This is a genomic window from Ramlibacter sp., from assembly GCF_036676645.1.
Classification (GTDB): Bacteria; Pseudomonadota; Gammaproteobacteria; order Burkholderiales; family Burkholderiaceae_C; genus Ramlibacter.
Genome location: NZ_JAKFCM010000009.1, coordinates 1 through 25109, shown reverse-complemented (window position 1 = coordinate 25109; position 25109 = coordinate 1). Strand labels below are relative to the sequence as shown.

The 25109-nt window shown below is 71.3% G+C and carries 23 protein-coding genes and 1 CRISPR repeat array; of the genes, 6 read left to right on the top strand and 17 right to left on the bottom strand.

Going from position 1 to position 25109, the window contains the following annotated elements; translation table 11 throughout:
* Positions 1–116 precede the first annotated feature (116 nt).
* A CRISPR array of direct repeats spans positions 117–890; the repeat unit is 37 nt; unit sequence AAGTGTAGCTATCCGGGGTGAGAGAGGGAGCTACAAC.
* A gap of 79 nt (positions 891–969) precedes the next feature.
* Both V6M57_RS01000 and V6M57_RS00995 read right to left on the bottom strand, forming a co-directional pair.
* Positions 970–1743, bottom strand: a complete 774-nt coding sequence (locus tag V6M57_RS01000; protein WP_332813111.1) for a general secretion pathway protein GspB — start codon at positions 1741–1743, stop codon at positions 970–972.
* A 68-nt stretch (positions 1744–1811) separates the two neighbouring features.
* Positions 1812–2912, bottom strand: coding sequence for a methyltransferase domain-containing protein (locus V6M57_RS00995; RefSeq protein WP_332813110.1), 1101 nt, complete (start codon positions 2910–2912; stop codon positions 1812–1814).
* A 42-nt stretch (positions 2913–2954) separates the two neighbouring features.
* Between V6M57_RS00995 and hemE the strand changes: the two genes are divergently transcribed.
* Positions 2955–4046 carry a uroporphyrinogen decarboxylase gene (gene hemE, locus V6M57_RS00990; protein WP_332813109.1) on the top strand — a complete coding sequence of 364 codons (1092 nt, stop codon included), beginning with the start codon at positions 2955–2957 and terminating at the stop codon, positions 4044–4046.
* Positions 4047–4390: 344 nt separating this feature from the next.
* Positions 4391–6442: a replication restart helicase PriA gene (gene priA / locus V6M57_RS00985; protein WP_332813108.1), complete on the top strand. Its 2052-nt coding sequence runs from the start codon at positions 4391–4393 to the stop codon at positions 6440–6442.
* Between the two features lie 43 nt (positions 6443–6485).
* On the opposite strand, the gene rsmI is transcribed toward priA, so the two are convergent.
* Positions 6486–7409, bottom strand: coding sequence for a 16S rRNA (cytidine(1402)-2'-O)-methyltransferase (rsmI, locus tag V6M57_RS00980; RefSeq protein WP_332813107.1), 924 nt, complete (start codon positions 7407–7409; stop codon positions 6486–6488).
* A 13-nt stretch (positions 7410–7422) separates the two neighbouring features.
* Here rsmI and V6M57_RS00975 point away from each other — a divergent pair, with 13 nt between their 5' ends.
* Positions 7423–7809: a YraN family protein gene (locus V6M57_RS00975; RefSeq protein ID WP_332813106.1), complete on the top strand. Its 387-nt coding sequence runs from the start codon at positions 7423–7425 to the stop codon at positions 7807–7809.
* Positions 7810–7836: 27 nt separating this feature from the next.
* Here the strand turns inward: V6M57_RS00975 and V6M57_RS00970 are convergent, their stop codons facing one another.
* The 8 genes from V6M57_RS00970 to V6M57_RS00935 all read right to left on the bottom strand — a co-directional run bounded on the left by V6M57_RS00970 (position 7837) and on the right by V6M57_RS00935 (position 17129).
* Complete coding sequence (locus V6M57_RS00970) at positions 7837–11091, bottom strand: PAS domain-containing hybrid sensor histidine kinase/response regulator (protein ID WP_332813105.1); 3255 nt, start codon at positions 11089–11091, stop codon at positions 7837–7839.
* Between the two features lie 279 nt (positions 11092–11370).
* Entirely contained in the window at positions 11371–12132 is a 762-nt protein-coding gene (locus tag V6M57_RS00965; protein WP_332813104.1) for a hypothetical protein, read from the bottom strand.
* Between the two features lie 36 nt (positions 12133–12168).
* Positions 12169–13119 (bottom strand): ABC transporter substrate-binding protein, encoded by a 951-nt coding sequence (locus tag V6M57_RS00960; protein ID WP_332813103.1) that lies wholly within the window; start codon positions 13117–13119, stop codon positions 12169–12171.
* A gap of 52 nt (positions 13120–13171) precedes the next feature.
* The gene (locus V6M57_RS00955) at positions 13172–13945 is read right to left on the bottom strand and encodes an ABC transporter permease (RefSeq protein ID WP_332813102.1); all 774 of its coding nucleotides are present in this window, start codon (positions 13943–13945) and stop codon (positions 13172–13174) included.
* A complete protein-coding gene (locus V6M57_RS00950) occupies positions 13942–14724 on the bottom strand; it encodes an ABC transporter permease (RefSeq protein ID WP_332813101.1) in 783 nt (260 codons plus the stop codon). Before V6M57_RS00950 ends, V6M57_RS00955 begins: the two co-directional genes overlap by 4 nt.
* The gene (locus V6M57_RS00945) at positions 14721–15542 is read right to left on the bottom strand and encodes an ABC transporter ATP-binding protein (RefSeq protein ID WP_332813100.1); all 822 of its coding nucleotides are present in this window, start codon (positions 15540–15542) and stop codon (positions 14721–14723) included. The genes V6M57_RS00950 and V6M57_RS00945 overlap by 4 nt, the downstream gene beginning before the upstream one ends.
* Complete coding sequence (locus V6M57_RS00940) at positions 15543–16427, bottom strand: fumarylacetoacetate hydrolase family protein (RefSeq protein ID WP_332813099.1); 885 nt, start codon at positions 16425–16427, stop codon at positions 15543–15545. It lies immediately after the preceding gene.
* 75 nt (positions 16428–16502) lie between these two features.
* Complete coding sequence (locus V6M57_RS00935) at positions 16503–17129, bottom strand: GntR family transcriptional regulator (RefSeq protein ID WP_332813098.1); 627 nt, start codon at positions 17127–17129, stop codon at positions 16503–16505.
* Positions 17130–17503: 374 nt separating this feature from the next.
* Here V6M57_RS00935 and V6M57_RS00930 point away from each other — a divergent pair, with 374 nt between their 5' ends.
* Together V6M57_RS00930 and V6M57_RS00925 are read left to right on the top strand one after the other, a co-directional pair.
* Positions 17504–18103, top strand: coding sequence for a phosphoheptose isomerase (locus tag V6M57_RS00930; protein WP_332813097.1), 600 nt, complete (start codon positions 17504–17506; stop codon positions 18101–18103).
* Positions 18100–18723, top strand: a complete 624-nt coding sequence (locus V6M57_RS00925; RefSeq protein WP_332813096.1) for a BON domain-containing protein — start codon at positions 18100–18102, stop codon at positions 18721–18723. Before V6M57_RS00930 ends, V6M57_RS00925 begins: the two co-directional genes overlap by 4 nt.
* Before the next feature lie 126 nt (positions 18724–18849).
* Here V6M57_RS00925 and V6M57_RS00920 read toward each other — a convergent pair whose 3' ends face one another.
* From V6M57_RS00920 to V6M57_RS00900, 5 genes are read right to left on the bottom strand one after another with little or no spacing between them, the layout of a single operon-like run.
* A complete protein-coding gene (locus V6M57_RS00920) occupies positions 18850–19809 on the bottom strand; it encodes an ornithine cyclodeaminase family protein (protein WP_332813095.1) in 960 nt (319 codons plus the stop codon).
* A gap of 35 nt (positions 19810–19844) precedes the next feature.
* The gene (locus V6M57_RS00915; RefSeq protein WP_332813094.1) at positions 19845–21161 is read right to left on the bottom strand and encodes a hypothetical protein; all 1317 of its coding nucleotides are present in this window, start codon (positions 21159–21161) and stop codon (positions 19845–19847) included.
* Positions 21158–22258 (bottom strand): ACR3 family arsenite efflux transporter, encoded by a 1101-nt coding sequence (gene arsB / locus V6M57_RS00910; RefSeq protein WP_332813093.1) that lies wholly within the window; start codon positions 22256–22258, stop codon positions 21158–21160. Before arsB ends, V6M57_RS00915 begins: the two co-directional genes overlap by 4 nt.
* Before the next feature lie 5 nt (positions 22259–22263).
* Entirely contained in the window at positions 22264–22767 is a 504-nt protein-coding gene (locus V6M57_RS00905) for an arsenate reductase ArsC (RefSeq protein WP_332813092.1), read from the bottom strand.
* A gap of 30 nt (positions 22768–22797) precedes the next feature.
* Positions 22798–23124 carry an ArsR/SmtB family transcription factor gene (locus V6M57_RS00900; protein WP_332813091.1) on the bottom strand — a complete coding sequence of 109 codons (327 nt, stop codon included), beginning with the start codon at positions 23122–23124 and terminating at the stop codon, positions 22798–22800.
* A 222-nt stretch (positions 23125–23346) separates the two neighbouring features.
* On the opposite strand from V6M57_RS00900, the gene V6M57_RS00895 reads away from it, so the two are divergent.
* Positions 23347–24243, top strand: a complete 897-nt coding sequence (locus V6M57_RS00895) for a hypothetical protein (protein WP_332813090.1) — start codon at positions 23347–23349, stop codon at positions 24241–24243.
* A gap of 80 nt (positions 24244–24323) precedes the next feature.
* Here the strand turns inward: V6M57_RS00895 and V6M57_RS00890 are convergent.
* On the bottom strand, positions 24324–25109 hold a 786-nt coding region (locus tag V6M57_RS00890), incomplete at its 5' end, for an NAD(P)-dependent oxidoreductase (RefSeq protein ID WP_332813089.1).

The following is a 25109-nucleotide window of genomic DNA, read 5'->3' as shown; positions in this document are numbered from 1 at the left end:
CATGGAGCGCCTGCCGACGCAGCCGGCCAGCCGCATCGGCGAACTGCTACCGCATCGCTGGCAGTCGGCGCAGGCCTGACCGCCTGGCTCGTCTGGTCAAGACGGGATCACCGGACGCTTACAGCTATCCGGGGTGAGAGAGGGAGCTACAACGTTATCCACACCGGGCAGGATTTGCAGGTTAAGTGTAGCTATCCGGGGTGAGAGAGGGAGCTACAACCCAGCACTCGGTCGGCCGCGGCGTAGTACGAAGTGTAGCTATCCGGGGTGAGAGAGGGAGCTACAACCGCGCCACCCGCCTAGCGGAAGCACCGAAGAAGTGTAGCTATCCGGGGTGAGAGAGGGAGCTACAACTTGGCCGGCTTGCTGCCACCACTGGATGTCAAGTGTAGCTATCCGGGGTGAGAGAGGGAGCTACAACCAAGAACGCACCGTTGTCGCCGTTGGTGACAAGTGTAGCTATCCGGGGTGAGAGAGGGAGCTACAACGGTGTACAGAGCGTTTGCCATGGGGGTGTCAAGTGTAGCTATCCGGGGTGAGAGAGGGAGCTACAACCAGGCTGGTGACTTCCTGCAGGCGCTGCGGAAGTGTAGCTATCCGGGGTGAGAGAGGGAGCTACAACCACCGCCCGCGTGCGGTCGGTCCAGGCCGTAAGTGTAGCTATCCGGGGTGAGAGAGGGAGCTACAACGCCGCTCCCCCGGTTGCCGGGTGCCCCCTAAAGTGTAGCTATCCGGGGTGAGAGAGGGAGCTACAACAATTCCAAGACGCAAGCAACCTGCCGTATCAAGTGTAGCTATCCGGGGTGAGAGAGGGAGCTACAACTTTGCAGCCGACGACCCGAACTGTGCCTGAAAGTGTAGCTATCCGGGGTGAGAGAGGGAGCTATGACCTGCGACGCCGGGAGGACCCAGCGTCGCAGGTCAGCGCTTACGCGCGTTGGACAAGACGTTCATATCTTTGAACGGCTCTTAAAAGAACACGTCGTAGTTCTCCCCCTTGAACCCCAGCACGGCGCTGCCCGGCTGCACCTTCTCCAGCTTCACGCCCGAGCCCAGGTCGGCCCCCTCGCGGAACACCTGACCGTTGACGATCAATAGCCGCTGCGCCGGGTTGGCCGAGTACACCGAGCCGCTGATCACCAGCTTGGGGGCGTCGGGCGGCAGGCCTTTCACCGGCTCCTGCGGGCTGGCGGGCGCCGGCTCCGGCGTGCCTGCGCGGCGGTTGCCGGCGAACGGCGGCGTGACCGGCGCCGGTGCGGGCGCAGCGATGGGAGCCGGCGCCGGTGCGGCGGCCTGCGGCGGTGATGCCCCGCCGCTGCGGGCGCTGCCCGCCGGCCCGGGGGCTGCGCTGCCCTGCGGAGCACCGCCCGGCACGGGCATCGACGAGGGCGGCGCGCCGGCCGCCGCCGACCCGCCGACGCCGGCTGCGGCCGGCGCCCCCATGATGGCCGCCGATTCAGGCTCACCCAGGGGAGCCGCTGCTGCCGGCGGCTGGACGACCACCGGCGCATTCGGTTGCACCACCACTGGCGCAGCGCCGGGCTGCACCACCACGGCCGGCGGCGGCACGGGCGGCCGCGCGGCCGTGCCCGCCGGCAGCGGCGCCGCTGCGGGGGGTGTGCCGGGTGGAGCGCCGAATGGCCGGCCGCCAAAAGGTTCGGCCGGGGTCACCTGCGCCGCAGCGCCGCCGGCGGCCAGCGCGGCCATCAGCGCCAGCAGGCGGGGCATCCGCGAATGGGTCATGGGACTTGCTCCTTCACGGCCGGGCGGTGGGTGCGCGGCCGTCGCCGCGCCCGGCGGAGCCGCCTCGGCTAGCGCGGGCTCGCTGCCGTGCGCAGCCAGGCGAACAGCCCCGGCACCGGCTGGCCTGCGTCCATCCTCAGGGGACGGCGCTCCATCGCCTGTAGTTCGAAGCCGCATGAGGCCGCCAGCGCATGGATATACGCCTGCGTGTGGGCGTAGCGCAAGCTCGGGCGCAACTCGTAGCCTTGCGGCCCTTCGGCCGCCTCGAGCGAAAAGCAGAACTCGCCGCCGGCGTCCAGCACGCGGGCGGCGCCTTCGAACACGCGCTCGAGCGCGCCCACGTAGATGAACACATCGGCTGCCACCAGCAGGTCGTAGCGGCGCGCCGTGTCCTGCAGGAATGCGCCCAGGTCGGCCTGCACCACTTCATCGTAGATCCGGCGGCCGCGGGCCCGCTCGGCCATCCGCGCCGACAGGTCCACGCCGTCCAGCCGATCGCAGCGCGGGCGCAGGTGCGGCGCGCACAGGCCGGTGCCGCAACCCAGGTCGAGCGCCGCCCGGTAGCGCCGGCGCGCCAGTCCGGCGGCCAGCACCTGCGGGGCCTGGTAGCGCAGGGCACCGGCCAGGTGCTCCTCGAAGCCATCGGCATAGGAATCGAACAGCGACTGCACGTAGAAGGCCGGCGGGGCCGGCGGGGTGTCCCCGGCCTGCACGCCGGCGAGCTCGAAGCGCGCCAGTTCCGGGTCGGCGCCGTGCGCCAGGGCCTGGCGGTAGGCGTCGGCCGCCTCGTCCAGCAGGCCAAGCTCGCGCGCCAGCGTGCCGCGCAGTTGCCAGCCGGCGCCACGGCCCGGCTCTTGCTGCAGCGAATGGCGGATCGCGTCCAGCGCCGCCTCGCGCCGGCCCATTTCGGCCAGGGCGGCCGCCAGGTGGGCCAGCGCCTCGGCGTTGTCCGGCTCCTGCTGCAGCGCTTCCTGCAGCAGTTCCGCGGCCTCCCGCACCCGGCCCAGCTTGAGGCGGGTGGCGCCCAGGTTGGTCAGGGTGGAGGGCCGGCCCGGCAGCAGCGACAGCGAGGCGCCGAAGTCGCGGTCGGCGGCCTCGAAGCGGCCGGCCTGGTAATGCGCCAGGCCCTGCCGGAAGAAGTCCCTGACCTGTTCGAAGCGAGCGTCCATGGGGCAGGGATGATAGGCAAGGGCCCCTGCGACAATCGGCCCATGCCTTTTGCCCCGCTGAAGAACGACACCTTCCTGCGCGCCTGCCGACGCCTGGCCACGCCCTACACCCCCGTCTGGCTGATGCGCCAGGCCGGTCGCTACCTGCCCGAGTACCGGGCCACGCGCGCGCGGGCCGGCAGCTTCATGGGCCTGGCGACGAATCCGGACTACGCCACCGAAGTCACGCTGCAGCCGCTGGACCGCTATGCGCTGGACGCCGCCATCCTGTTCTCCGACATCCTCACCGTGCCCGACGCCATGGGGCTGGGCCTGGACTTCAGCGCCGGCGAGGGACCGCGCTTTGCCCGGCCGGTGCGGGACGAAGCCGCGGTGCGCGCGCTGGCCGTGCCGGACCTGGAGCGCCTGCGCTACGTGTTCGACGCCGTCACTTCGATCCGCCGGGCACTGGACGGCCGCGTGCCGCTGATCGGGTTTTCCGGCAGCCCGTGGACGCTGGCCTGCTACATGGTGGAAGGCCAGGGCTCGGACGACTACCGGCTGGTCAAGTCCATGCTGTACGGCCGGCCCGACCTGATGCACCGGCTGCTGCAGGTCAATGCCGATGCGGTCACCCGCTACCTGAACGCCCAGATCGAGGCCGGCGCCCAGGCGGTGATGGTCTTCGACAGCTGGGGCGGCGTGCTGGCCGACGGCGCCTTCCAGGCCTTCAGCCTGGCCTACACGGCGCGCGTGCTGGCCGGCCTCAAGCGCGAGCACGAGGGCCAAGCCATCCCGCGCATCGTCTTCACCAAGGGCGGCGGGATGTGGCTGGACGAGATGGCCGGGCTGGATGGCGACGTGCTGGGGGTGGACTGGACCGTGAACCTGGGCCGCGCCCGGGCGCGGGTCGGCGACCGCAAGGCGCTGCAGGGCAACCTGGATCCGAACGTGCTGTTCGCGCCGCCCGAGCGCATCGACGAGGCCGTGCGCGCCTGCCTCGCGAGCTTCGGCGCCCCGCACACCGGGCCGGGCCACGGTCCGACCCAGGTGTTCAACCTGGGCCATGGCATCAGCCAGCACACGCCGCCCGAGCACGTGCAGGTGCTGGTGGAGGCGGTGCACCGGCATTCCGCCCGCAAACTGGCCGCCTGAGGGAACGTCATCGGGAAATACCCCAGTGGACGAACCCGGCACAGGGCCCTCGGGGCTTGACTTATGCACAAAAACCGTGTTGCGGCGCAGCGAGCGGGTGTCGCCGCACACAGCCGCGCTACGAAACCGATAGCTGCGCTAAGTGCTTGATTTTGCTGGGGTTGTGAAGATGCCCTTTTTGCGTGCAGTCCAGCCAGATCCTTGATTTTCCGGGGCTTGGCGCGCGCCGCCGGGTTTCTATCAACAAAGTTATCCACAGAAATCCTGAAAAGGGACAAAGAAACTTGCAAATCAACGACTTGGGTGACATTTCGCGGGTCAACCTGAGGATGCCGGCGTAACGGATGGGTGTCCCGCCCCACCGCATCGCCGTCGTGGTCCCGACACCGGCGCACAGCACGGTGGCGGGGCCGCTCACTTATCGAAGTGAGCTCCCGCTAGCGCCCGGAAGCCTGGTGCGCGTGCCGCTGGGCCGGCGCGAGGTCCTGGGCGTGGTCTGGGGCGAGGCGGTCGACGAGGCCGGCGCTGCGCCCCACGGGGAGAAGCCGGTCGCCGGCGTGCTCGAGGGGCTGCCGCCGCTGGCCGGCCCCTGGCGCGAACTGGTCGCGTTCGCCGCCGCCTACTACCAGCGCAGCCTGGGCGAGGTCGCGCTGGCCGCCCTGCCCGCGCAGCTGCGCGACCTGAGCCCGCAGCAGTGGCAACGCCGGCTCAAGCGGCCCCAGGCGACTTGCGGCGACGCAGCCGGCCCGGCCGCGCCGGCCCTGACGGCCGAACAGTCGGCCGCCCTGGCGCAGATCGCCGGCGGGAGTGGCCCCTTCCTGTTGTTCGGCGCCACCGGCAGCGGCAAGACCGAGGTCTACCTGCAAGCGGTGGGGCAAGTGCTCGCTTCCGATCCGGCCGCGCAGGCGCTGGTGATGGTGCCGGAGATCAACCTCACGCCGCAGCTGCAGGCGCGTTTCACCGAGCGCTTCGGCGCGGCCGGCGTGGTCTCGCTGCACAGCGGCATGACGAATCCGCAGCGGCTGAAGGCGTGGCTGGCGGCGCACACCGGGGCCGCCCGCATCGTGCTGGGCACCCGGCTGGCGGTGTTCGCGTCGCTGCCACGGCTGGCGCTGGTGGTGGTCGACGAGGAGCACGACCCCAGCTACAAGCAGCAGGAAGGCGCCCGCTATTCGGCGCGCGACCTGGCGCTGGTGCGCGGCAAGCTGGAGGGCGCCCGGGTCCTGCTGGGTTCGGCCACGCCGTCGCTGGAAAGCTGGCTGGCCAGCGAACGCGGCCGCTACCGGCGGCTGGCCATGCCGTCCCGCATCGGCCAGGGGCCGCTGCCGCAAGTCAGTCTGCTCGACATGAACCTGCAGCCCAGGTCGACGGTGGTGGCGCCGCAGCTGGTGGCCGCGATCGAGGAGCGCATCACCCGCGGCGAGCAGTCGCTGCTGTTCCTCAACCGGCGCGGCTATGCGCCGGTGCTGGCCTGCACCGCCTGCGAGTGGAAGAGCGAGTGCCCGCACTGCAGCGCGTTCCGCGTGTTCCACAAGATCGACCGCACGCTGCGCTGCCACCACTGCGGCTTCGCCGAACGGGTGCCGCGCGCCTGCCCGCAGTGCGGCAACCTGGACATCGCGCCGCTGGGCCGGGGCACCGAGCGGCTGGAGGAGCACCTGGCCCAGCTGTTCGCCGGCGCCCGGCGGCCGGACGGCGAGCCGGCCCGCATCGCGCGCATCGACGCCGACACCACCCGCGCCAAAGGCGCGCTGGAAGCCCAGCTGGGCGAGGTGCACTCGGGTGCGGTCGACGTGCTGGTGGGCACCCAGATGGTCACCAAGGGCCACGACTTCCGCCGCATCACGCTGGTCGCTGCCCTGAATGCCGACTCGGCGCTGTTCTCCAGCGACTTCCGCGCACCCGAGCGGCTGTTCGCGCTGCTGATGCAGGCGGCCGGCCGCGCCGGGCGCGATGCGGGGCAGGCACGGCGCAGCCAGATGTGGGTGCAGACCTGGCATCCGTCGCACTCGCTGTTCGCTGCGCTGGCGCGCCACGACTACCCGGCCTTCGCCGCCGCGCAGCTGGCCGAGCGCGAGGCCGCCGGCATGCCGCCGTTCGCCTTCCAGGCACTGGTGCGGGCCGAGGCGCGCACGCAGGAGGTGGCGCAAGGCTTCCTGCGCGAGGCCGCCGAAGCGGCCCGGCAGCTGCCGCAGGCGCACCAGGTCACCGTCTACCCGGCCGTTCCGATGGCGGTGCAGCGGGTGGCCGACATCGAACGGGCCCAGATGCTGGTCGAGAGCGCCTCGCGCCCCGCCCTGCAGCGGTTCCTCGCCGGCTGGCAACCCCTGCTGCATGCCCAACGCAGCAGGGGCCTGATCCGCTGGGCGGTGGACGTGGATCCGCTGGCCATCTGAAGCTTCTCCGCTTCCGGCGACCGGGTGAGGCGTCCCGCCCGGATCAATCCGTATCCGACCCCGATTTCTTCAGCTGCAGCGCCCGTTCGTACAGCGCGTTGCGCGGCGCGCCGGTGATGTCGGCGGCGAGCCGGACGGCGCTCTTGACCGGCAATTCGGGCAGCAGCAGGCGCAGCACGCGCTCGCCGTCATCGGCCTGGTCCGGCTGCGCGACGCCGTGCAGCACCAGCGCGAACTCGCCGCGGGTGTGCTGCGCATCGGCCGCCAGCCAGCCGGGCAGCTGCGAGCAGGGCAGCGTCGCCACCTGCTCGAACTGCTTGGTCAGCTCGCGCCCCACCGTCACCGGGCGGTCGCCCAGCACCGACAGCGCGGCCGCCAGGGCCTCGATGCGGTGCGGCGCCTCCAGCAGCACGACGGCACGGGCCTCCCGGGCCAGCGCTTCGATGGCGGCTTCGCGCTCGCCGGCCCTGGCGGGCAGGAAACCGGCGAACACGAAGCCGCCTTCCTGCTGCGAGCCGGCCGCGCTGAGCAGCGCCGTCACGCTGCTCGGCCCCGGGATCGGCACCACCCGCAGGCCGGCGGCCTGCACCGCGGCGACCAGCCGTGCGCCGGGATCGCTCACGGCCGGGGTGCCGGCATCGCTGGCATAGGCCACGCGCTCGCCGGCCCGCAGCCAGCCGACCACCTGCTGCGCCGCTCCGGCCTCGTTGTGCTGGTGCAGCGCCAGCAGGCTGCCCGGCGCGCGCTCCAGCCCGTAGGCGCGCAGCAGCGATTGGGTATGGCGCGTGTCCTCGCAGGCGATGCGGTCGGCCAGGGCCAGCAGGTGCAGCGCGCGCAGCCCGATGTCCGCCAGGTTGCCGATGGGCGTGGCCACCACGTACAGCGCACCCTCCGGATAATCCTGGGCGCCCGCCGCCTCGCGGGCGGCTTGCCGGGCGGCGGCGTAGGAAGAGGCGCTGGCAGACAAAGGGGGGCCTTCGATGTTCAGGGGTGCCGCCGGCCGCACGGCCGGCCCGACGGCCAAGGCCACCGGCGATGCCGCCGAGGACCGGGCACTCGCCCACCTGCTGGACGCCGGCCTGCGGCTGGTGGCGCGCAATTATCGGACGCCGGGGCGCGGCGGCGGCGAGATCGACCTGGTGATGCGCGACGGTGCCACGCTGGTGTTCGTGGAGGTGCGCCGCCGCGGCCGGCGCGACTTCGGCGGCGCGGCCGCCAGCGTGGGCGCCGCCAAGCAGCGCCGCATCGTGTTCGCCGCCCGCCACTTCCTGCTGCGGTTCGCCGCGCCGCCGCCCTGCCGCTTCGACGTGGTGGCGCTGGAAGACGGCCGGGTGCAATGGCTGCGCGCCGCCTTCGATGCCGGTTGAGACGCCAGGACCCGGGCTGCCCCGCTCTCACCCGCCCGGCGCCGCCGGCTCGGCCTCCAGCCGGGCTGCCAGCACGGCGACCAGCGAACCGAGCGCCCGCTCCAGCACCCGCAGCCGCTCCTGCACCGTGGCCGGCGGCTCGTAGTTGCGCAGCGCCACCTCCAGCTGCGCCGCCAGTTGCGACACCTGGGTCGCGCCTATGTTGGCCGCGACGCCCTTGAGCGTGTGGGCCAGCCGCTCGGCCTCGGCGATCTCGCCGCTGGCCAGCGCTTCGTGCACCTGCACCGGCACCGGCCCCTGGCCGCGCACGAAGCGCCCCAGCAGCTCGCGGTACAGCTTGCGGTTGCCGCAGGCCACCGCGAGGCCCCTGGCGGCGTCCAGCCCGGCGATGCCGTCCCAGTGCGGCCCGCTGCCGGCGGGCGCGGCCGTGGCCGCCGGCATGCCGCCGCCGTCCGGCACGGGCAGCGGCGGTATCCATCGCAGCAGCACGGCCCACAGCACCTTGGGGTCGATCGGCTTGGTCACGGTGTCGTTCATGCCCGCCTGCAGGCACTGCTCGCGGTCGTGCGCCATCGCATTGGCCGTCATCGCCACGATCGGCAACCGCGCCAGCCGGCCGATCCTGCGGATCTCGCGGGTGGCGGTCACGCCGTCCATCACGGGCATCTGCATGTCCATGAAGACCAGGTCGTACCAGGACTTCTGCACCATCTCCAGCGCGATCTGTCCGTTCCCGGCGACCGAGACGTCCAGCCCGGCCTCGCGCAGGATCTCCTGCGCGACCAGCTGGTTGATGTCGTTGTCTTCCACCAGCAGCACGCGTGCGCCACGGATCGCCGCCAGGCAATCGGGCGGCTGCGGCGGGGCCGCGGGTGCATCGACCTCGCGCGCCGCGACCCGCACCCCGCGGCTGCGCGCCAGCACGTCCATGGTGGCGTCGTACAGCGAGGACGGCAGGACCGGCTTGACCAGGACCGTCTCCACGCCCACCTGCCCGGCCTCCTTCATCAGCTCCTCGCGGCCATAGGCCGACACCATCATCAGGATCGGCGGCTCCTGCAGGCCGAGTGCGCGGATGCGGCGGGCGGTGTCGAGGCCGTCGATGCCGGGCATGCGCCAGTCGAGGTACACGAGGTCGAAGGGATGGCCCTCGATGGCGGCGGTCCGCACGGCGTCGATCGCGTCCAGCCCGCCCGCCGCTTCGCTCACCTCGAAGGTCATTTCCTGCAGCAGGTCCACCAGCGCGGCACGGGCGTGGAAGCTGTCGTCCACCACCAGCGCGCGGCGGCCGCGCAGGTCCGGCTGCGGCAGCAGTTCGCGCGCCTGCCGCGTGCCGACGCCCAGCCGGGCCGTGAACCAGAAGGTGCTGCCCTGGCCGGACTCGCTCTCGACGCCGATCTCGCCGCCCATCAGCTCGGCGAGCCGCTTGCTGATCGCCAGCCCCAGGCCGGTGCCGCCATGGGTGCGGGTGATCGACATGTCCGCCTGCGAGAAGCTGCGGAACAGCCGCGCCCGCTGGTGGCTGGACAGGCCGATGCCGGTGTCCTGCACCCGGAATTCGAGCAGCACTTCGGCGCCCTGCCGCTCGCGCACCGCCACGCCGATGGCGACCTCGCCGCGCTCGGTGAACTTGACCGCGTTGCCGGCCAGGTTGAGCAGCACCTGCCCCAGGCGCAGCGAGTCGCCCTGCAGCAGGCGCGGCACGGCCGGGTCCACCTCGATGACCAGCTCCAGGCCCTTGCGCTCGGCCGAGTCGGCCAGCAGGCTGCTGGTGGTGTCCAGCAGCTCCTCCAGGTCGAACTCGCCGCGCTCCAGCTCCAGCTTGCCGACCTCGACCTTGGAGAAATCCAGGATGTCGTTGATCACCCGCAGCAGGTGCTGGCCGGCCGACTGCACCTTCAGCAGGTAGTCGCGCTGGCGCGGCCCCAGCTCGGTCTTGAGCACCAGGTGCGACAGCCCGATGATGGCGTTCATCGGCGTGCGGATCTCGTGGCTCATGTTGGCCAGGAAGTCCGACTTCGAGCGGGTCGCCGCCTCGGCCGCCTCCTTGGCCGCGCGCAGTTCCTCCTCCGCGCGCTTGCGACCGGTGATGTCGCGCGACACGCCCAGCAGCCCGATCGGCCGGCCGTGCTGGTCCCACATCGGCGCCGTCAGGGTCTCGTACAGCACCTCGCGGCCGTCGGCCAGCTCGACCCATTCCTCGGTCAGGCGCGGCTGCATCGTCGCCAGCGTGGCGTTGTCGCGCAGCCGGATGGCGGCGGCCCGCCTGGGCGGGTTGATGTCCTCGCAGGTGCGCCCCAGCGTCTGCTCCAGGGTGCGGCCGTGGCGGCGGCAGTGCGCCGCATTGGAGCCCAGGTAGACCCCGTCCATGTCCTTGAAGAAGATCGGGTCCGGGATCGAGTTGATCAGCGAAGTCAGCAGCGCCTGCTGGCGCCCGGCCTCGTGCTGGGCCGCCTTCTCCTCGGTGGTGTCCTTGACGCCGATGACGAACATCGCGCGGCCGGCATGTTCGGTCAGGAACACCGTGTAGTCCACGTCGCGCCAGCTGCCGTCCTTGCGCCGGTGGCGGCAGGAGCCCGACACGGCATGGCCCTGAGCGGTTTCCTGCGCGATCTGGCGGATGCGCTCGCGCGGGATGTCGCTGAAACCATGCAGCGGCAGCGCCAGGAGCTCCTCGCGCGCGTAGCCCAGCTGCTCGCACAGCGCCGGGTTGGCGTAGGTCATCCGCCCGGAGTCGCGCTCGATCCAGAACATCGGTCCCGAGTTCTCCAGCACGCGGCCGTTGAACGCCATCTCGCGCGCGTGCCGCACCTGCTCGGTGACGTCCCGGTAGACCACCACGCTGCCGACCGGCCGGCCCTGGCCCAGCTGCGGCTCCACCCGGCGCTCGATGACGCGGCCGTCCTTGAACTCCAGCAGGTCCGCGCCGCGCGTGCCCGGATCGGCGTCCATCTCGGCGACCCGCCGATAAAAGAGGCCGGGATCGGCCAGCTGGGCGGCCATGACCTCGCGCACCGCCCGCTTGTCCATCTGGGCCAGCTCCAGTTCCGGCAGGGACCAGATCTCGACCGCCCGGATGTTGAAGAACACGGTGTCGTCGGGCCGCACCGCCAGGATGCCGTCGCTGGTGGCGTCCAGCGTCGCCAGCAGCAGCCGGTGGGCGGCTTCGCGCTCGCGCAGCGCGGCCTGCGCCGCCTCGCGTTCGGCTTCGGCGCGAGCCAGCCGCTCGCGCAGCCGGGCGATGTCGTCGGTCGAAGGGCCGGCCGGGTGTTCAGGTTGCATCGGGTGACTGCCTCGTTCCGGGACGCGCCGGAGCCGGGCCGCAAGGGAGCGTGCGCAACTCCAGTTCCGGCGAACTTAACTCATCGGCCACCCCGGGGGGCGTAAGCCCCAGTGCCTTGGGCAGAATGCCTGGCCGGGTCACGGGCGTGCAAAGCCGCGCCGGCGCAGAAGGGCCGGCGATCGAGCCTGACCTGGGGCTGGAAGAGCGCCTCGACGAAGCGCCCGCAGCGCGGGCGCGCGGCCGGCTCGCGGCGGCCCGGACCGCCGCGCCGGTGCCGCTCAGTCGTCCACGTAGACGTCGGCTGCGACGGAACGCACGTCCAGTTCCATGATGGCCGGCCCGATGGGCGGCAGCGCCTGGTGCCACTGGACGCCGCGCCAGCCGCCGGCTTGCATGGCCTGCAGCAGCAGGCTCCTGAAGAACGGGTGGATGTCCACCTCGCAGTAGAGCTGGCTGCCCGTCACATCGCCCCAGCGTCCCCCGAGCAGCGCCAGGCGTTCGCTCGCCTTGTCCACGATGAACCGCAGCTTGCTTTCGAGCGCGGCGGGCGAGGTATCGCCCTCGGCCACGACTTCCATGCCGTGTGGCAGGAAGCGCACTTCCGGAATCGCGGCCAGGACGAAGCTGCGGGCGGTGGCGGGCCGCTCCTGCGGGACCGTGTAGGAGAACGCGTGGAGGCCGCCGTCGCCGGCGGGCTGGCCGTTGTTGATGATCACGTTGGTGCGCGCGACGGGCACCTTCTCCTCGACGCCGAGCCCGGCCTGGGACAGGCGGCCCACGTGGGCGGCGTTGAAGGCGCCGAACTCGTCCACGGTCCATTGCCTCGGCGCGTACTGGCGGAATTCCATCGCGCACAGGGCGTCCAGGGTCCGGCCACGCGCGCGCAGATGGCGGGCGATGTCCTCCAGGCCTGTTTCCGCCGCCCGTGTCCTGCGGAAGACGGCGCGTTCGATGGCGAAGCCGGGCTGGGCCACCACGCCGAAGCTGAGGTAGGGACTGCCCGGGATGAAGTCGTAGTTGCCTTTGGGGTTCGAGATCATGGTCATGCCGTATGGGTGAGGGAACGACGCCGGCGATCAGCGCGCGATGAGGCTCTGCGGCTCCACCTTGCCGCGCAGCATGTTCTGCTTGCGCATCACGTCGGCCCACCACTGCAGCTGCTTGGGCGTGACCTCGGTCGTCACCGACAGGGGCATGGTCAGCGACGCCGCGACCGGCTCCGGCAGCTTCAGGTGCTTGACGATGGTGCTGCGCGTGAGCGCGTGATCGGCGATGACCAGGGCGGTGGCCTCCTTCCACGCGGCGCGGAAGGCGGTGATGACGGCCGGGTTCTTCTGCGCGTAGGTGCGGGTCGAGGCGACCAGCCCGGTGACCGTGTCCGCGGGCACCGTGTCGGCGAGCGAGACGACCTGCGTGCCGGTCCTGGTGGCCAGGATGCGCGACAGCATCGGGTCGGCCGTGACCACCGCGTCGACGCTGCGCCCCTTGAGCGCGTCGAAGTGCGAGGGCACGCCGATCTCCACGTCGTTGACCTTGGCCGGATCCACGCCGTTCTCCAGGAGGTGGTTGCGGAACAGCACGTGCAGCATGCCGCCCAGGCTCGCCTGCGCGATCTTCTTGCCAGCGTAGTCCGCCGGCTTCTTGACCTCCACGTCGGGCCGCACCAGCACGCCCGAACGGGTGCCCGTGGTCTTGGCCAGCACCCCGACGCTGGAGATCGCGACCAGGTCGAGCCCGCTGTCGACGGCCTGGATCAGGTCCACGGCGGTGGGCGTGGCCAGGTCCAGCGAGCCGGACATCAGGCCGGCGGCGGCCATGGGCGAGATGGCGACGGTCTGCAGCGTCACGTCCAGGCCGTGCTTGGCGAAGATGCCCTGGTCCTTGGCGACCCAGGCGGTGATGTAGTCGCCGATCGGGGTGACCCCCAGCCGCACCTTGGTCTGCGCGTGCGCCTGGCTCGCCAGTCCCAGGGCCAATGCGCAGCATGCGAGCGCCGCGCGCAACAGTGAAAACTTCGACTTCAGCATGCTCAGGTTCCTTCCATGAGGGTGGGGAAAAGATGGGGCCGGCCCGCGCGCGCTAGCCGCGGCGGCGCTGCCAGCGCAGCAGGCGCATCTCGGCCAGCGACAGCAGCAGCGAACTCACGTAGCCGAGGAGGCCGAGCAGGGCGATGCCGGCGAAGACATCGGCCGCCCGGTACGACCGCCCGGCCAGCAGGATCCAGGTCCCCAGGCCTTGCTGGCCGACCAGCATTTCGGTGACGACGGTGAGCACCAGCGCGATGGCCATGCTCACCTTGAGGCCGCCCAGGATGTCGGGCATCGAGCTGGGCAGCGCGATCTTCAGGATGATCCGCGCGCGGGACATCCCGATCCCCCTGGCGAATTCGTAGAGGGTGGGCTCGACCGCCGAGAAGCCATGGATGGTGGCCAGCAGCATCGGCCACATGGAGCCGAAGCAGATCACCGAATAGACGGTGGTCTCTCCCAGGCCGAACAGCGCGATCGCGACCGGAATGATCGCCGAGGCCGGCAGCGGACGGACCGCTTCCAGCGTCGGCTCGAGGTAGGCGCGAGCGGACGGGGACATGCCGATCAGCGCGCCCACCAGGACCCCGACCAGCGCCGAGAGCAACCAGCCGTACGCCATTCGCTGCGTGGTCTCCAGGAACATCGCGCCGAGGATGCCGTTCTCGAAGCCGTGCTGCAGCGCCTTCCACGTGGCCTGCGGCCCCGGCAGGAACACGCTGGAGATCAGCTGCGCGTCCGCCACCTGCTGCCAGGCCAGCACCAGCGCGGCGCCGACCAGCAAGGTGGCCAAGCCCCACAGCGATTTCTCGACGGCCGCGTTCATGCGTTGTCCCGCGTGGCGCGCCCGTGGGAGAACCAGCGCCGCTGCAAGGCCAGCAGCGCGGCATTGAGCGCCAGGCCGATGCAGCCGATCCAGATCAGGTAGGCGAGCATCGCCGCCGCGTCGAGCGACTGTCCCGCCAGCATGATCCCCCTGCCCAGGCCGAGCGGATTGAGCGTGATCTCCACCGTCACGGCCAGGATCAGGGCAATGCCCGCCGCGAGCCGGAAGGCCACGAACAGCCGCGGCAGGATGGCCGGCAGGATGATCCTGGTGATCCGCTGCCGGCTGCTCATTTCGATCAGCGCCGAGAACTCGAGCAGTTGCGGCTCGATCGCGGCGATGGCATTGCGCGTGAGGACGAGCACGGGCCAGACGACGCCGAAGGCGATGATGGCCGCCTCCAGCCGATAGCCGAAGCCGAACACCATGAGTGCGATCGGCAGCAGGGCGATCGGCGGGATGGGCCGGACCACCTCGATCGAAAAGGTCATCAGCCGGTCGATGCGGCGGAAACGGCCGAGGAAGATGCCGGCCACCAGGCCCGCCAGGCCGCCGAGGCCGAGGCCGAAGGCGGACGCCAGCAGCGTCTGCCCGGTGGCTACGAGCAGGGTGCCGTCCGTGAGCAGCGCGTAGCCGGCCCTGGCTATGTCCAGCGGCGGAGCAAGGCTCGAACTCTCGCCGGGGTTCAGGCTGCCCGCGACCTGCGCGGCGACGACGAGCGTGAGCGGCAGCCACAGGCCGCGCGGGATGCCGTTCAGGAGCCTGGCCAGGCCGCTCACGCGTGCTCCCTCTGCGCCTCGGCACCCTTGATGAAGGTGAAGAGGTCGCGCCGGATGTCGAGGAAGGCCTGCTGGGAGCGGGTGGTCAGCTGGTCACGCGGGCGTGCCAGCGGGATGTCGATGGCGATGCCCATGCGGCCGGGATGCGGCAACAGGCCGATCACCCGGTCGCCCAGGTAGGCGGCTTCCTCCAGGTCGTGGGTCACGAAGAACACCGTGGTGCCGGTATCGGCGGCGATCGCCTGCATCTCGTCCTGCAGCGTCTGCCGGGTCATCGCGTCGAGCGCGCCGAAGGGCTCGTCCATCAGGAGCAGGCGGGGCTCCTGCGCCAGGCAGCGCGCGATCTGCAGGCGCTGCTGCATGCCGCCGGACATCTCCGAGGGATAGAGGCCCGACTTGCCGGCCAGGCCGACCTTGCCGAGCAGCGCGTGGATCCGGTCCGCATGCTCCGCCCGCGGCACGTCCAGGGTCTCCAGCACGAGGGCGATGTTTCCGGCTGCGGTGCGCCAGGGCAGCAGCGCCTTTCCATAGTCCTGGAAGACCACCACCACTTCACGGCTCGGGCCGGCGATCGGCCGGCCCTCGTACAGGACCGTGCCGCTGGTGGGCTTCATCAGTCCGGCGATCAGCCGCAGCGTGGTCGTCTTGCCGCAGCCGGACGGACCGATCACGCAGGCGAAGCGGCCGCGCTCCAGGCTGAAGCTCAGGTCGCGGATGATTTCCTGGCCGCGGATGCGAAGCCCGACGTTGCGGAACTCCACGAGGGGTGTCGCCGTGCCGGCCGTCGCCGACGGCACCTGCGTTGCGGACAGGTCCATTCAGCGCGCTTTGGGGGATGGCTTCGCCTCGTCCGCGGCACGGCGGGCCACGATGCGCTGGGTCTGGGTGCCCAGGCCGGCGATGCCCAGGGTGACCACGTCGCCGTCACGCAGGAAGCGCGGCGGCTTCATGCCCAGCCCCACGCCCTGGGGGGTGCCGGTGATGATCAGGTCGCCCGGCTCCAGCGTCATGAAGCGGCTGCAATGGCTGACCAGGCTGGCGCAGCCGAACACCATGTCCGAGGTGTTCGATTGCTGCATGGTCTCGCCGTTGACGCTCAGCCACAGATCGAGCGCCTGCGGGTCCGGCACTTCGTCGGCCGTCACCAGGTACGGGCCCACCGGGCCGAAGGTGTCGAAGCCCTTGCCCTTGCCCCATTGGCCGGCGCCGCCCTCGAACTGGTAGTGGCGGTCGGAGACGTCGTTGGCGACGCAGTACCCGGCCACGTGCTCCAGTGCCCGATCCTCGGGAACGTCGCGGGCCGTCGTGCCGATCACGATGCCGAGCTCCACTTCCCAGTCGAGCTTGCAGGCCTCGTGCGGAATCAGGACGTCGTCGTTCGCGCCGCTGAGGCAGCTGAGCCATTTCGGGAAGAGCACGGGCTGGTCCGGCACCGGGATTCCGCCTTCGGCGGCATGGGCGCGGTAGTTCAGGCCGACCGCGATGAACTTGCCGATGCCGCTCCAGGGCACGCCCAGCCGCACCGGCGCAGGCACCCGCGGCAGCGCCTGCGGATCCAGGGCCCGCAACGCCGCGAGCGTGCGCGGCGACAAGGTCGCCGAATCGATGTCACGCAGGAGCGCGGACAGATCACGGAGGTTTCCCTGGGCGTCCAGCAGGCCGGGACGTTCCTGGCCGGGTGGGCCGTATCTGAGCAGTTTCATGCGTTCTTTTCGAGGTACTTCTGGGAAAAGGAAAGGGGAAAGAACCAGGGCGGCAGCGGGCGCGCCGCCACGGCATCAGAGCGAGGCGTCGATCAACGCCTCCGCGGTCGCCTTGATGTGCGCTTCCAGCAGGGCCTGCGCCCGGCGGATGTCGCGGTCGAGCGCGGCCTGCATCAGCTCCCGGTGCTCGGACTCGACGTCGCGCTCGACCGAGAAGGCGAGTGACAGCCGGCGGTACCGCTCGCTCTGGTCGTACAGGAGCGAGCGCGTGGCGAGCAGCCGCTGGCTGCCGCAGGCGGCCACCAGGGCCGTGTGGAACCCCTCGTGCGCCGCGACCCAGTCGGGGTCGCCATGGCTGAACACCGGGCGCTGCTGCGCATCCCGGCGGAAGGTGCGGTGGAAGCTGGCCACGACCTGGCTTTCCCATTCGATGTCGCCGTGCGTGAGTGACAGGGCGAGGCAGGCCTTCTCGATTTCCACCCGGGCCAGCGTGAGGTCCAGCAGGTCCGCGGCGGAAACGCCCTTCACCGTCGAACCCTTCTGCGGCTCGCTCGCCACGAAGCCTTCCTTCTCCAGCATGGCCAGGGCTTCGCGGACGGCGCCCGGACTGACGCCCTGTTCGCGTGCCAGGTTGCCGATGTGGAGGCGGGCTCCGGGGGCGAGCTGGCAAGTGATGATCGCCGCCCGGAGCCGCTGGTGCACGCGCTGGGGCTGCGTGGCGCCGGAGGGCGATGCCGACCGCGACTGATGGCGGGAAACGAGCTGGAGTGGCACGAATATATTTTTTGAATAATCAAATATATTTTGTTTGCAACCGAATCAGAACGGGCCTGGGGTTATCCCTGAGCTCTGGACGTACTCGCTCCGGCGCCGGCGACACACCGGATCGGTTCCGGTGACAAACGTTTTCGGGACGGGTAGCGGCGGCGCGAGTCACGCTGAAGGAAAGAACCCGTACGCAGGTCGGAACACCGGCCTCCTGCCCGCCGCCGGAAAAAGGGCGCCTTGCGCAGCCCCAAGAGGCAGCCATCCTGTGCGCACGTTCCTGGACAGGCCCGGCGGTATCATCCCCGGCCATGCTCGAACAGAGGATCCAGCAGCACTTCATCGACAGCGCGGACCTGAAGTACCAGGCGGCGCAGGCGCTGAGCAAGCCGATCGCCGCGGCCGTGCAGGCGATGCTGGCCTGCGTCACCAGCGGCGGCAAGGTGCTGGCCTGCGGCAACGGCGGCTCGGCCGCCGACGCCCAGCACTTCTGCGCCGAATTCGTCGGGCGCTTCGAACGCGAGCGCCCCGAGCTGGGCGCCGTCGCCCTGACCACCGACAGCTCCATCCTGACGGCGATCGCCAACGACTACGCCTGGCAGCACGTGTTCGCCAAGCAGGTGCGCGCGCTCGGCCAGCCGGGCGACGTGCTGCTGGCACTGTCGACCAGCGGCAACTCGGCCAACGTGGTCGCCGCCATCGAGGCGGCGCACGAGCGCGAGATGAGCGTGGTGGCGCTCACCGGCCGCGGCGGCGGGCGCATCGGCCAGTTGCTGCGCGAGACCGACGTGCACATCTGCGTGCCGCACGAACGCACCGCCCGCATCCAGGAAGTCCACATCCTCGCCCTGCACTGCATCTGTGACGGGGTCGATGCCCAATTGCTCGGAGAACAGGAACCGCCCGCATGACCCGACCCTTGCTTCGCTTCGCCGCCGCCTCGCTCGCCGCCGCCGCCTTCGCGGCCACCCTGTCCGCCTGCACGCCGCTGGTGCTGGGGGGCGCCGCCGTCGGCACGCTGGTCGCGCTGGACCGGCGCACCTCCGGCACCCAGCTGGAGGACGAAGGCATCGAGCTGCGGGCCGCCGCGCGCATCCGCGACGCGATGGGCGAGCGCGCGCACGTCAACATCAGCAGCTACAACCGCCAGGTGCTGCTGACCGGCGAGGCGCTCACCGAGGCCGACAAGCAGCGGGTCGGGCAGGTGGTCTCGGGGGTCGAGAACGTCAAGGGCATCTACAACGAGCTGGGGGTGATGGGCCCCTCCAGCCTGACCCAGCGCTCGTCGGACACGCTCGTCACCGGCAAGGTCAAGGCCTCGCTGGTGGACGCGCGCGACCTGTCGGCCAACGCCTTCCGGGTGGTGACCGAGCGCGGCACGGTCTACCTGATGGGCCGCGTCACGCAGCGCGAAGCCGACCGCGCCACCGGTATCGCCCGCTCGGTCGGCGGCGTGCAGCGGGTGGTGCGGCTGTTCGACATCATTTCGGAAGAAGAGCTGCAGCGGATCGCCCCGCAGCCGGCGCGCTGAGGCCCTGCACGGCCCTGCGTCGCGCAGGGTCCGGCGCCGCGAAGCCGCTCCCAGCCGGGGGTTGACACGCGGGAAGTCCGCCGCAGGCACCTGGGGCGCAGCGACCCCGCGAGCGGCCGCGAACCCTCACGCCGGGGTCGGTGCCGTTTGCGCCGAGGCGCTCTCGTAGACCAGGATCGCCGCCGCCAGGTCTTCCAGCGCGGTGCCCACCGACTTGAAGACCGTGCGCTCCTGCGGGCTGGCGCGGCCTGCCGCCTCGCCGCGCGCCAGCGCCGCCAGGGTGCCGCGCACATCCTGCGGCTGGAAAACGCCGCGCGACATCGGGCCCAGCAGCTCCCCGCTCTTCGTGAGCGCCTCCCCGGTGTCCACGTAGAGAGCGGCGCCGGCGAAGCAGGCGTCATCGGCCTCGCGCATGGCGGGCGTGAAGCTGCCGATCAGGTCCAGGTGGCTGCCCGGGCGCAGCCACTCGCCGTGCACCAACGGCTCGGTCGCGAGCGTCGCGCAGCTGACGATGTCGGCTTCGCCGCAGGCGGCCCGGAGGTCGGTGGCCGCGCGCGCGGGCAGGCCCTGCTGCCGCCACTCGTCGGCCAGCGCCCGGGCCTTGGCCGCCGAGCGCGCCCACACGCTGACCTGGCCGATGGGGCGCACGGACCGGTAGGCCTGCGGCAGCAGGCGGGCCACCTGGCCCGCGCCGACCACCAGCAGGTGGCGCGCATCGTCGCGGGCCAGCCAGCGCGCCGCCAATGCCGAGGCGGCCGCGGTGCGGTAGTGGGTGATGGCGTCGCCGTCCAGCACCGCCAGCGGCACGCCGGTGGCGCCGTCGCACAGCAGGTAGCTGGCGTGCAGGCCGGGCAGGCCGCGCTGCGCATTCCCCGGCGCGATGTTGATGGTCTTGATGCCGTAGTACCGGCCGGGAATCCAGGCCGGCATGATCAGCGAGGTGAAGCCGCGCTCGCCCGGCACCGGCACCTCGTGCACGTGCCGCAGCGGCACTTCGCAGCCGCTGGCGAACAGCGACTGCAGCGCCGGCACCAGCCGCTCGAACGGCAGGGCGGCGCGGGTGGCGGCGGCGTCGAAGATCTTCATGCGGCGGACATCTCTCGCGACGGCCTGTCCGAAGTTTAGAAAGGCCCTTCGTAGACCGGTGCGAAACCGCCGCCCGGCGTGCGGAAGTTCGTGGTCTGCCCCTGGTACAGCCGTGCGGCCGTCCACTGCACCAGCCCGTCGTACACGTACTGGCGCAGGTCGAACTTCAGCGGCCTGTCGGCTCCGGCTTCGACGTGGCGCTCCCCCGGCGCGACCAGCGCCTGGGCGACGTAGCCGCCGGCCACGATTTCGGACCAGACGCGCTGCGTGAGCTTGTCGCCGCGATAGGCGGCCCGGCTGCCATAGCCGGTGAACGGCTTGAAGAACAGCCGCTTGCGCTCGCCCCAGAGCCGATCGGCATTCGAAGTGTCGACGACCACGGTGCGCGGCACGCCCGCCAGCAGCTCCTGCCGGACATCGGCGGGCACGCCGAGCTGCTCGAGGCGCTGCGCATCGCTGAGGATCGCCAGGTTGCGCTTGTCCGCGTAGAGCGCATGGGCGTGGGGGTGGGGCGTGAGCACGACCTGGCCGGCGAGGTAGGCCGTCCGGATCGCGGCAGCGGATGGCGCCTCCAGGTAGAAGTCCGTCAGGCGGTTGTAGACCAGGTCGATGCGTGTGTCGCCGGCGTACAGCGCCTCGCCCCGGCACTGCAGCTCACCCGGGTCCGCGATCACCGCCCGCAGCCCGTTGCGCTCGAACAGGCGCTGGAACAGGAGGAACTCGGGGTAGAGGTACTGCTCCCGCGGGGCTTCGTCGACGATCGCGATCGTCTGCAGGGCGCGGTCGCGGCCGCTGCGGCGCCACTCCGCGTGGAACATGTCCACCATGGCGCGTTCGAAGGTTTCGGCGCGCGCTGCGGACGGGCCGAGGCGCTCCACCGGCGGGCAGCAGGCCCGGTGCGCGCGGCCCAGGACCGCATTGAGCATCGCCCCGCCGGCATTGGTGTTCACCTCGATCAGGCCGAAGGCATCTTCGGCCACGTGGAAGTCGTAGCCGAAGAACACGCCGCGCGCGCCCGGTGCGTGGCGCACGATCGCGGGAGACCGATCCATCACCAGCGCGCGCCAGGACGGCAGCGCCGCCACCGTTTCGACCGCCTGGATGACGCGGGCCATCCGCTCGACGTGCGCATGCGACACGAACACGGGACGCGCGGAAAACAGGTACGGGCAGCGCTCGCGAACCAGCTGCACGATCTCCGCAGACCCGCATGCCTGCTGCAGCGCCAGCGACAGGGCGTCGGTGTCGAGACTGACGCAGAAGCAGCCTGCATTCAGCGTCTCGATGGACACGGGCTCGCCGCCGGCGGCGAGCGCGGACGCCGTGAGCCAGTCCGGCGTGGGCCCGCTCATGCGTCGCGCACCCGGGGCGAAGCGGCGCAGGCGCCTGCCTGGTACCAGTCCTTGCTGCGGTTCACGACGCGCACCACCAGCAGCATCACGGGCACCTCGATGAGCACGCCCACGACGGTGGCGAGGGCTGCGCCGGACTCGAACCCGAAGAGGCTGATCGCTGCCGCCACCGCGAGTTCGAAGAAGTTGCTGGCGCCGATCAGCGCCGACGGGCAGGCCACGGCGTGCGACTCGCCCAGGCGCCGGTTGAGCCCGTAGGCCAGGGCCGAATTGAAGAACACCTGGACCAGGATGGGCACCGCGAGCATCGCGATGACCAGCGGCTGCTCCAGGATGGCCTTGCCCTGGAAGGCGAACAGCAGCACCAGGGTCGCCAGCAGCGCCGCGATGGACAGCGGCCCGACGCGCGCCAGCGCCTCGTCGAGCGCCGCCTGCCCGTGCCGCAGCAGACTCCGGCGCCACCACTGGGCCAGGACCACGGGGATCACGATGTACAGGACCACCGAGGTGATCAGGGTTTCCCACGGCACGACGATCGACGACAGCCCGAGCAGCAGCGCCACGATCGGCGCGAACGCGAACACCATGATGGTGTCGTTCAGCGCCACCTGCGAGAGCGTGAACAGCGGGTGCCCGTTGGTGAGGCGGCTCCACACGAACACCATCGCGGTACAGGGCGCCGCCGCCAGCAGGATCAGGCCGGCGACATAGCTGTCCAGCTGGCCGGCCGGCAGGTACGGCGCGAAGACGTGCCGCACGAAGATCCACGCGAGCAGCGCCATGGAAAACGGCTTGACCGCCCAGTTCACGAACAGGGTCACGCCGATGCCGCGCCAATGCCGGCGGACCTGGTGCAGGGCACCGAAGTCCACCTTCACCAGCATCGGGATGATCATGATCCAGATCAGCAGGCCCACGGGGATGTTGACCCGCGCGACTTCCATGCGGCCGATCGCCTGGAAGGCACCCGGCAGCAGCTGGCCCAGGGCGATCCCGGCCACGATGCAGAGGAACACCCACACGGTGAGATAGCGCTCGAAGACGCTCATGGGGGCCGGCGCCGGCTGCGAGGGGACGGGAATCGTGCGGGACGTCATGCGGGTCAACTGCGTGCGATGTCGTTCAATGCGGCCTGCAGCGCGGGCCGGCCCATGCTCTCCAGCGGCAGGGCCAGCAGCTGCAGCATGCGGTAGCCGATCGCCTCCCGGGTCAGCCCGAAGGCGCGGCGCTGGCCCGCCTCGCCTCCCTCGGCGTTCGAGGGATCGGGGTAGCCCCAGTGCACCTTCACGGGCTGGCCGCTGCCGCCGAAGAACACCGGGCAGGTCTCGGCCGCGGCGCTGTCGCAGACCGTGATGACGATCGACAGGGGCGGCGCATCGGACGAGGTGAACTCGTCCCAGCTCTTGCTGCGCAATCCGCCCGTTTCCACGCCGGCGTTGCGCAGCGCTTCGAGCGCCAGGGGATTCACGCGGCCACTGGGCGCGCTGCCGGCGCTGTGGCCGCGCACGTCCCTGCCGAGTCGCCTGGCCCAGTGGTTGAGCATGCCTTCGCCCAGGACGCTGCGCGCGGAGTTGTGGGTACAGAGGATGAGGACGTTGGCCGTCACGGGATGTCCTTCGATGCGTCGGGGGCCGGGTCAGCAGTTCCTGCAGGAAGCGGCGGTGATCTCCTCGCAGCCGGCGCCCAGGCAGCAATGGGCGGCGAGATAGTCCATCAGTTCGGACATCGGCTCGAGCGCGGCGCGGTAGACCAGGTGGCGCCCGTCCCGCTCCTGCCGCACCAGGCCGGAATGCGTCAGCTCCTTGAGGTGGAAGGACAAGGTCGAGCCCGCGACGTCCAGCATCGCGGCCAGCGCACCCGGCGTCATCCCTTCCGGTCCTGCGCCGACGAGCGCGCGGAAGACCCGCAGGCGGACAGGCTGGGCGAGCGCGGCGAGCGCGGCGACGGCGTTCTTTTCTTCCATGATTCAAAGTTTATGGAATTCTAGTATTGTCTGCAAACCCCGCTGGATCGAGCTCGCTTCGACCCCGTGGGCATTCGAGGAGGTGGGAAGACGCAGGCCATGGGCCCGGCCGCATCGGCCCATGGGCGAGCGAGCCTGAGACAAGTTGATACCCCCTGCTGAGGCCGGGCAGGCCGTGCCTGCCGAGAGAATGGTTCACGCCTACTGCAGGAGGAACACACCATGACTCACTCGACGACGAACCCCACCCTCACGCCCGGCGGCACCCCGTCGACCCCGGTCGGAACGGACGGCCTGCCCGGTTCCGATGCCCCGATGGCAGCGCGCGCCTCGACCGGTGGCGGCCGCGACCGGGTCCACCGGTTCGCCGGCACCATGCACCGGGCCATCGACGGCCTCGAGCATCGACTGGGTTCCGCCCGCGACGGCATGTCCTCGACCCAGGCCCGCTACCGCGACAGCCTGCGCACGCGGATGAACGAGCAGCCGCTGCAGTCCGCCGGCCTCGCGCTGGCGGCCGGGGTGCTCCTGGACCGGCTGTTCCTGCGCGGACCGAAGGAGCGCGTGCTCGAGGTGCCCGTGCGCACGCACTCGAAGCGGGAGGCGAACCCGGCAGCGGAACGTCGCAGGGCGCGCTGGAGCGACGCCGCCGAGGCGCACCTGCAGCGTCTCGGAAGAACCGGCCGGGAAGCCGCCGGCAAGGCCGGCGCGGCCGCCGCCCAGGGGCTCGCGGGCACCAGGGCCGTTGCCGCCGGCCTGGCACGCGAGGCGAATGCCTTGCCGCTGCAGATGCGCCTGGCCGCACGGCACCTCGCGGCGCGCTCGCACGAGTACGGCAGCCTGGCGCGCTCCACGGTGAAGGCGCATCCGTGGGCGGGCCTCGCCGCCATGTTCGCCGCGGGCGGGCTGCTGACGACGGTGTTGATGCGGCGCCGGGAACCGGGGCCGGGCATGGCCTACGTCGCGGACGAGCGAGGCACCGCCTGGCAGCGCAGCGGATACGACACCCCCCAGGAGGGACTGGGCGGGCGGGTCGCCTCGCGGCCGTGGGCGTCGAGCGCGGTCGTGCTCGGCCTGGGGGTGCTGGCCGCACTGATGCTGAGGCGGCGCGGGGACTGACTGCCGACGTGCCGGGGTATCGCCCCAAGGGGCGGTACCGGACACCCGCCGGCGCGGGGACGGGGAGAGCCCCGTCGGGATCAGCGCAGCCGCTTGATCAGCGACGACGTATCCCAGCGGTTCCCGCCCAGCGCCTGCACGTCGGCGTAGAACTGGTCCACCAGCGCGGTGACCGGCAGCCGGGCGCCGTTGCGCTTGGCCTCTTCCAGCGCGATGCCCAGGTCCTTGCGCATCCAGTCGATCGCGAAGCCGAAGTCGAACTGGTCGGCGATCATGGTCTTGCCGCGGTTGTCCATCTGCCAGCTCTGCGCCGCGCCCTTGCCGATCACCTCCAGCACCTGCCCCATGTCCAGCCCGGCACGCTGGCCGAAGGCGATGGCTTCCGACAGGCCCTGCACCAGCCCGGCGATGCAGATCTGGTTGACCATCTTGGTCAGCTGCCCGGCGCCGCTGGGGCCCAGCAGCGTGAAGGCGCGCGCGAACACCATGCCCACCGGCCTGACCGCCTCGAAGGCCTTGGCGTCGCCGCCGCACATGACGGTGAGCAGGCCGTTCTGGGCGCCGGCCTGGCCGCCGGAGACCGGCGCGTCGATGAACTGCAGGCCCCGGGCCGCTGCGGCGGCGGACAGTTCGCGCGCCACGTTGGCCGAGGCCGTGGTGTGGTCGACGAAGATCGCCCCCGGCTTCATGCCGGCCAGCGCGCCGTTGTCGCCCAGCACCACCGAGCGCAGGTCATCGTCGTTGCCGACGCAGCAGAACACGATGTCGCAGCCGGCGGCCGCCTCGCGCGGGGTGGCCGCCGAGCGGCCCTTGAACTCGCCGGTCCAGGCCTGTGCCTTGGCGGCGCTGCGGTTGTAGACCGTGAC

Coding starts and splice junctions, on each gene's coding strand:
- V6M57_RS00960 (WP_332813103.1), bottom strand. CDS start 13,119: ATGCTGAAGTCGAAGTTTTCACTGTTGCGCGCGGCGCTCGCATGCTGC.
- V6M57_RS00975 (WP_332813106.1), top strand. CDS start 7,423: ATGTTCAGGGGTGCCGCCGGCCGCACGGCCGGCCCGACGGCCAAGGCC.
- V6M57_RS00930 (WP_332813097.1), top strand. CDS start 17,504: ATGCTCGAACAGAGGATCCAGCAGCACTTCATCGACAGCGCGGACCTG.
- V6M57_RS00900 (WP_332813091.1), bottom strand. CDS start 23,124: ATGGAAGAAAAGAACGCCGTCGCCGCGCTCGCCGCGCTCGCCCAGCCT.
- V6M57_RS00920 (WP_332813095.1), bottom strand. CDS start 19,809: ATGAAGATCTTCGACGCCGCCGCCACCCGCGCCGCCCTGCCGTTCGAG.
- V6M57_RS00915 (WP_332813094.1), bottom strand. CDS start 21,161: ATGAGCGGGCCCACGCCGGACTGGCTCACGGCGTCCGCGCTCGCCGCC.
- V6M57_RS00995 (WP_332813110.1), bottom strand. CDS start 2,912: ATGGACGCTCGCTTCGAACAGGTCAGGGACTTCTTCCGGCAGGGCCTG.
- V6M57_RS00965 (WP_332813104.1), bottom strand. CDS start 12,132: ATGATCTCGAACCCCAAAGGCAACTACGACTTCATCCCGGGCAGTCCC.
- V6M57_RS00955 (WP_332813102.1), bottom strand. CDS start 13,945: ATGAACGCGGCCGTCGAGAAATCGCTGTGGGGCTTGGCCACCTTGCTG.
- V6M57_RS00925 (WP_332813096.1), top strand. CDS start 18,100: ATGACCCGACCCTTGCTTCGCTTCGCCGCCGCCTCGCTCGCCGCCGCC.
- arsB (WP_332813093.1), bottom strand. CDS start 22,258: ATGACGTCCCGCACGATTCCCGTCCCCTCGCAGCCGGCGCCGGCCCCC.
- priA (WP_332813108.1), top strand. CDS start 4,391: ATGGGTGTCCCGCCCCACCGCATCGCCGTCGTGGTCCCGACACCGGCG.
- V6M57_RS00970 (WP_332813105.1), bottom strand. CDS start 11,091: ATGCAACCTGAACACCCGGCCGGCCCTTCGACCGACGACATCGCCCGG.
- V6M57_RS00940 (WP_332813099.1), bottom strand. CDS start 16,427: ATGAAACTGCTCAGATACGGCCCACCCGGCCAGGAACGTCCCGGCCTG.
- hemE (WP_332813109.1), top strand. CDS start 2,955: ATGCCTTTTGCCCCGCTGAAGAACGACACCTTCCTGCGCGCCTGCCGA.
- V6M57_RS01000 (WP_332813111.1), bottom strand. CDS start 1,743: ATGACCCATTCGCGGATGCCCCGCCTGCTGGCGCTGATGGCCGCGCTG.
- V6M57_RS00945 (WP_332813100.1), bottom strand. CDS start 15,542: ATGGACCTGTCCGCAACGCAGGTGCCGTCGGCGACGGCCGGCACGGCG.
- V6M57_RS00895 (WP_332813090.1), top strand. CDS start 23,347: ATGACTCACTCGACGACGAACCCCACCCTCACGCCCGGCGGCACCCCG.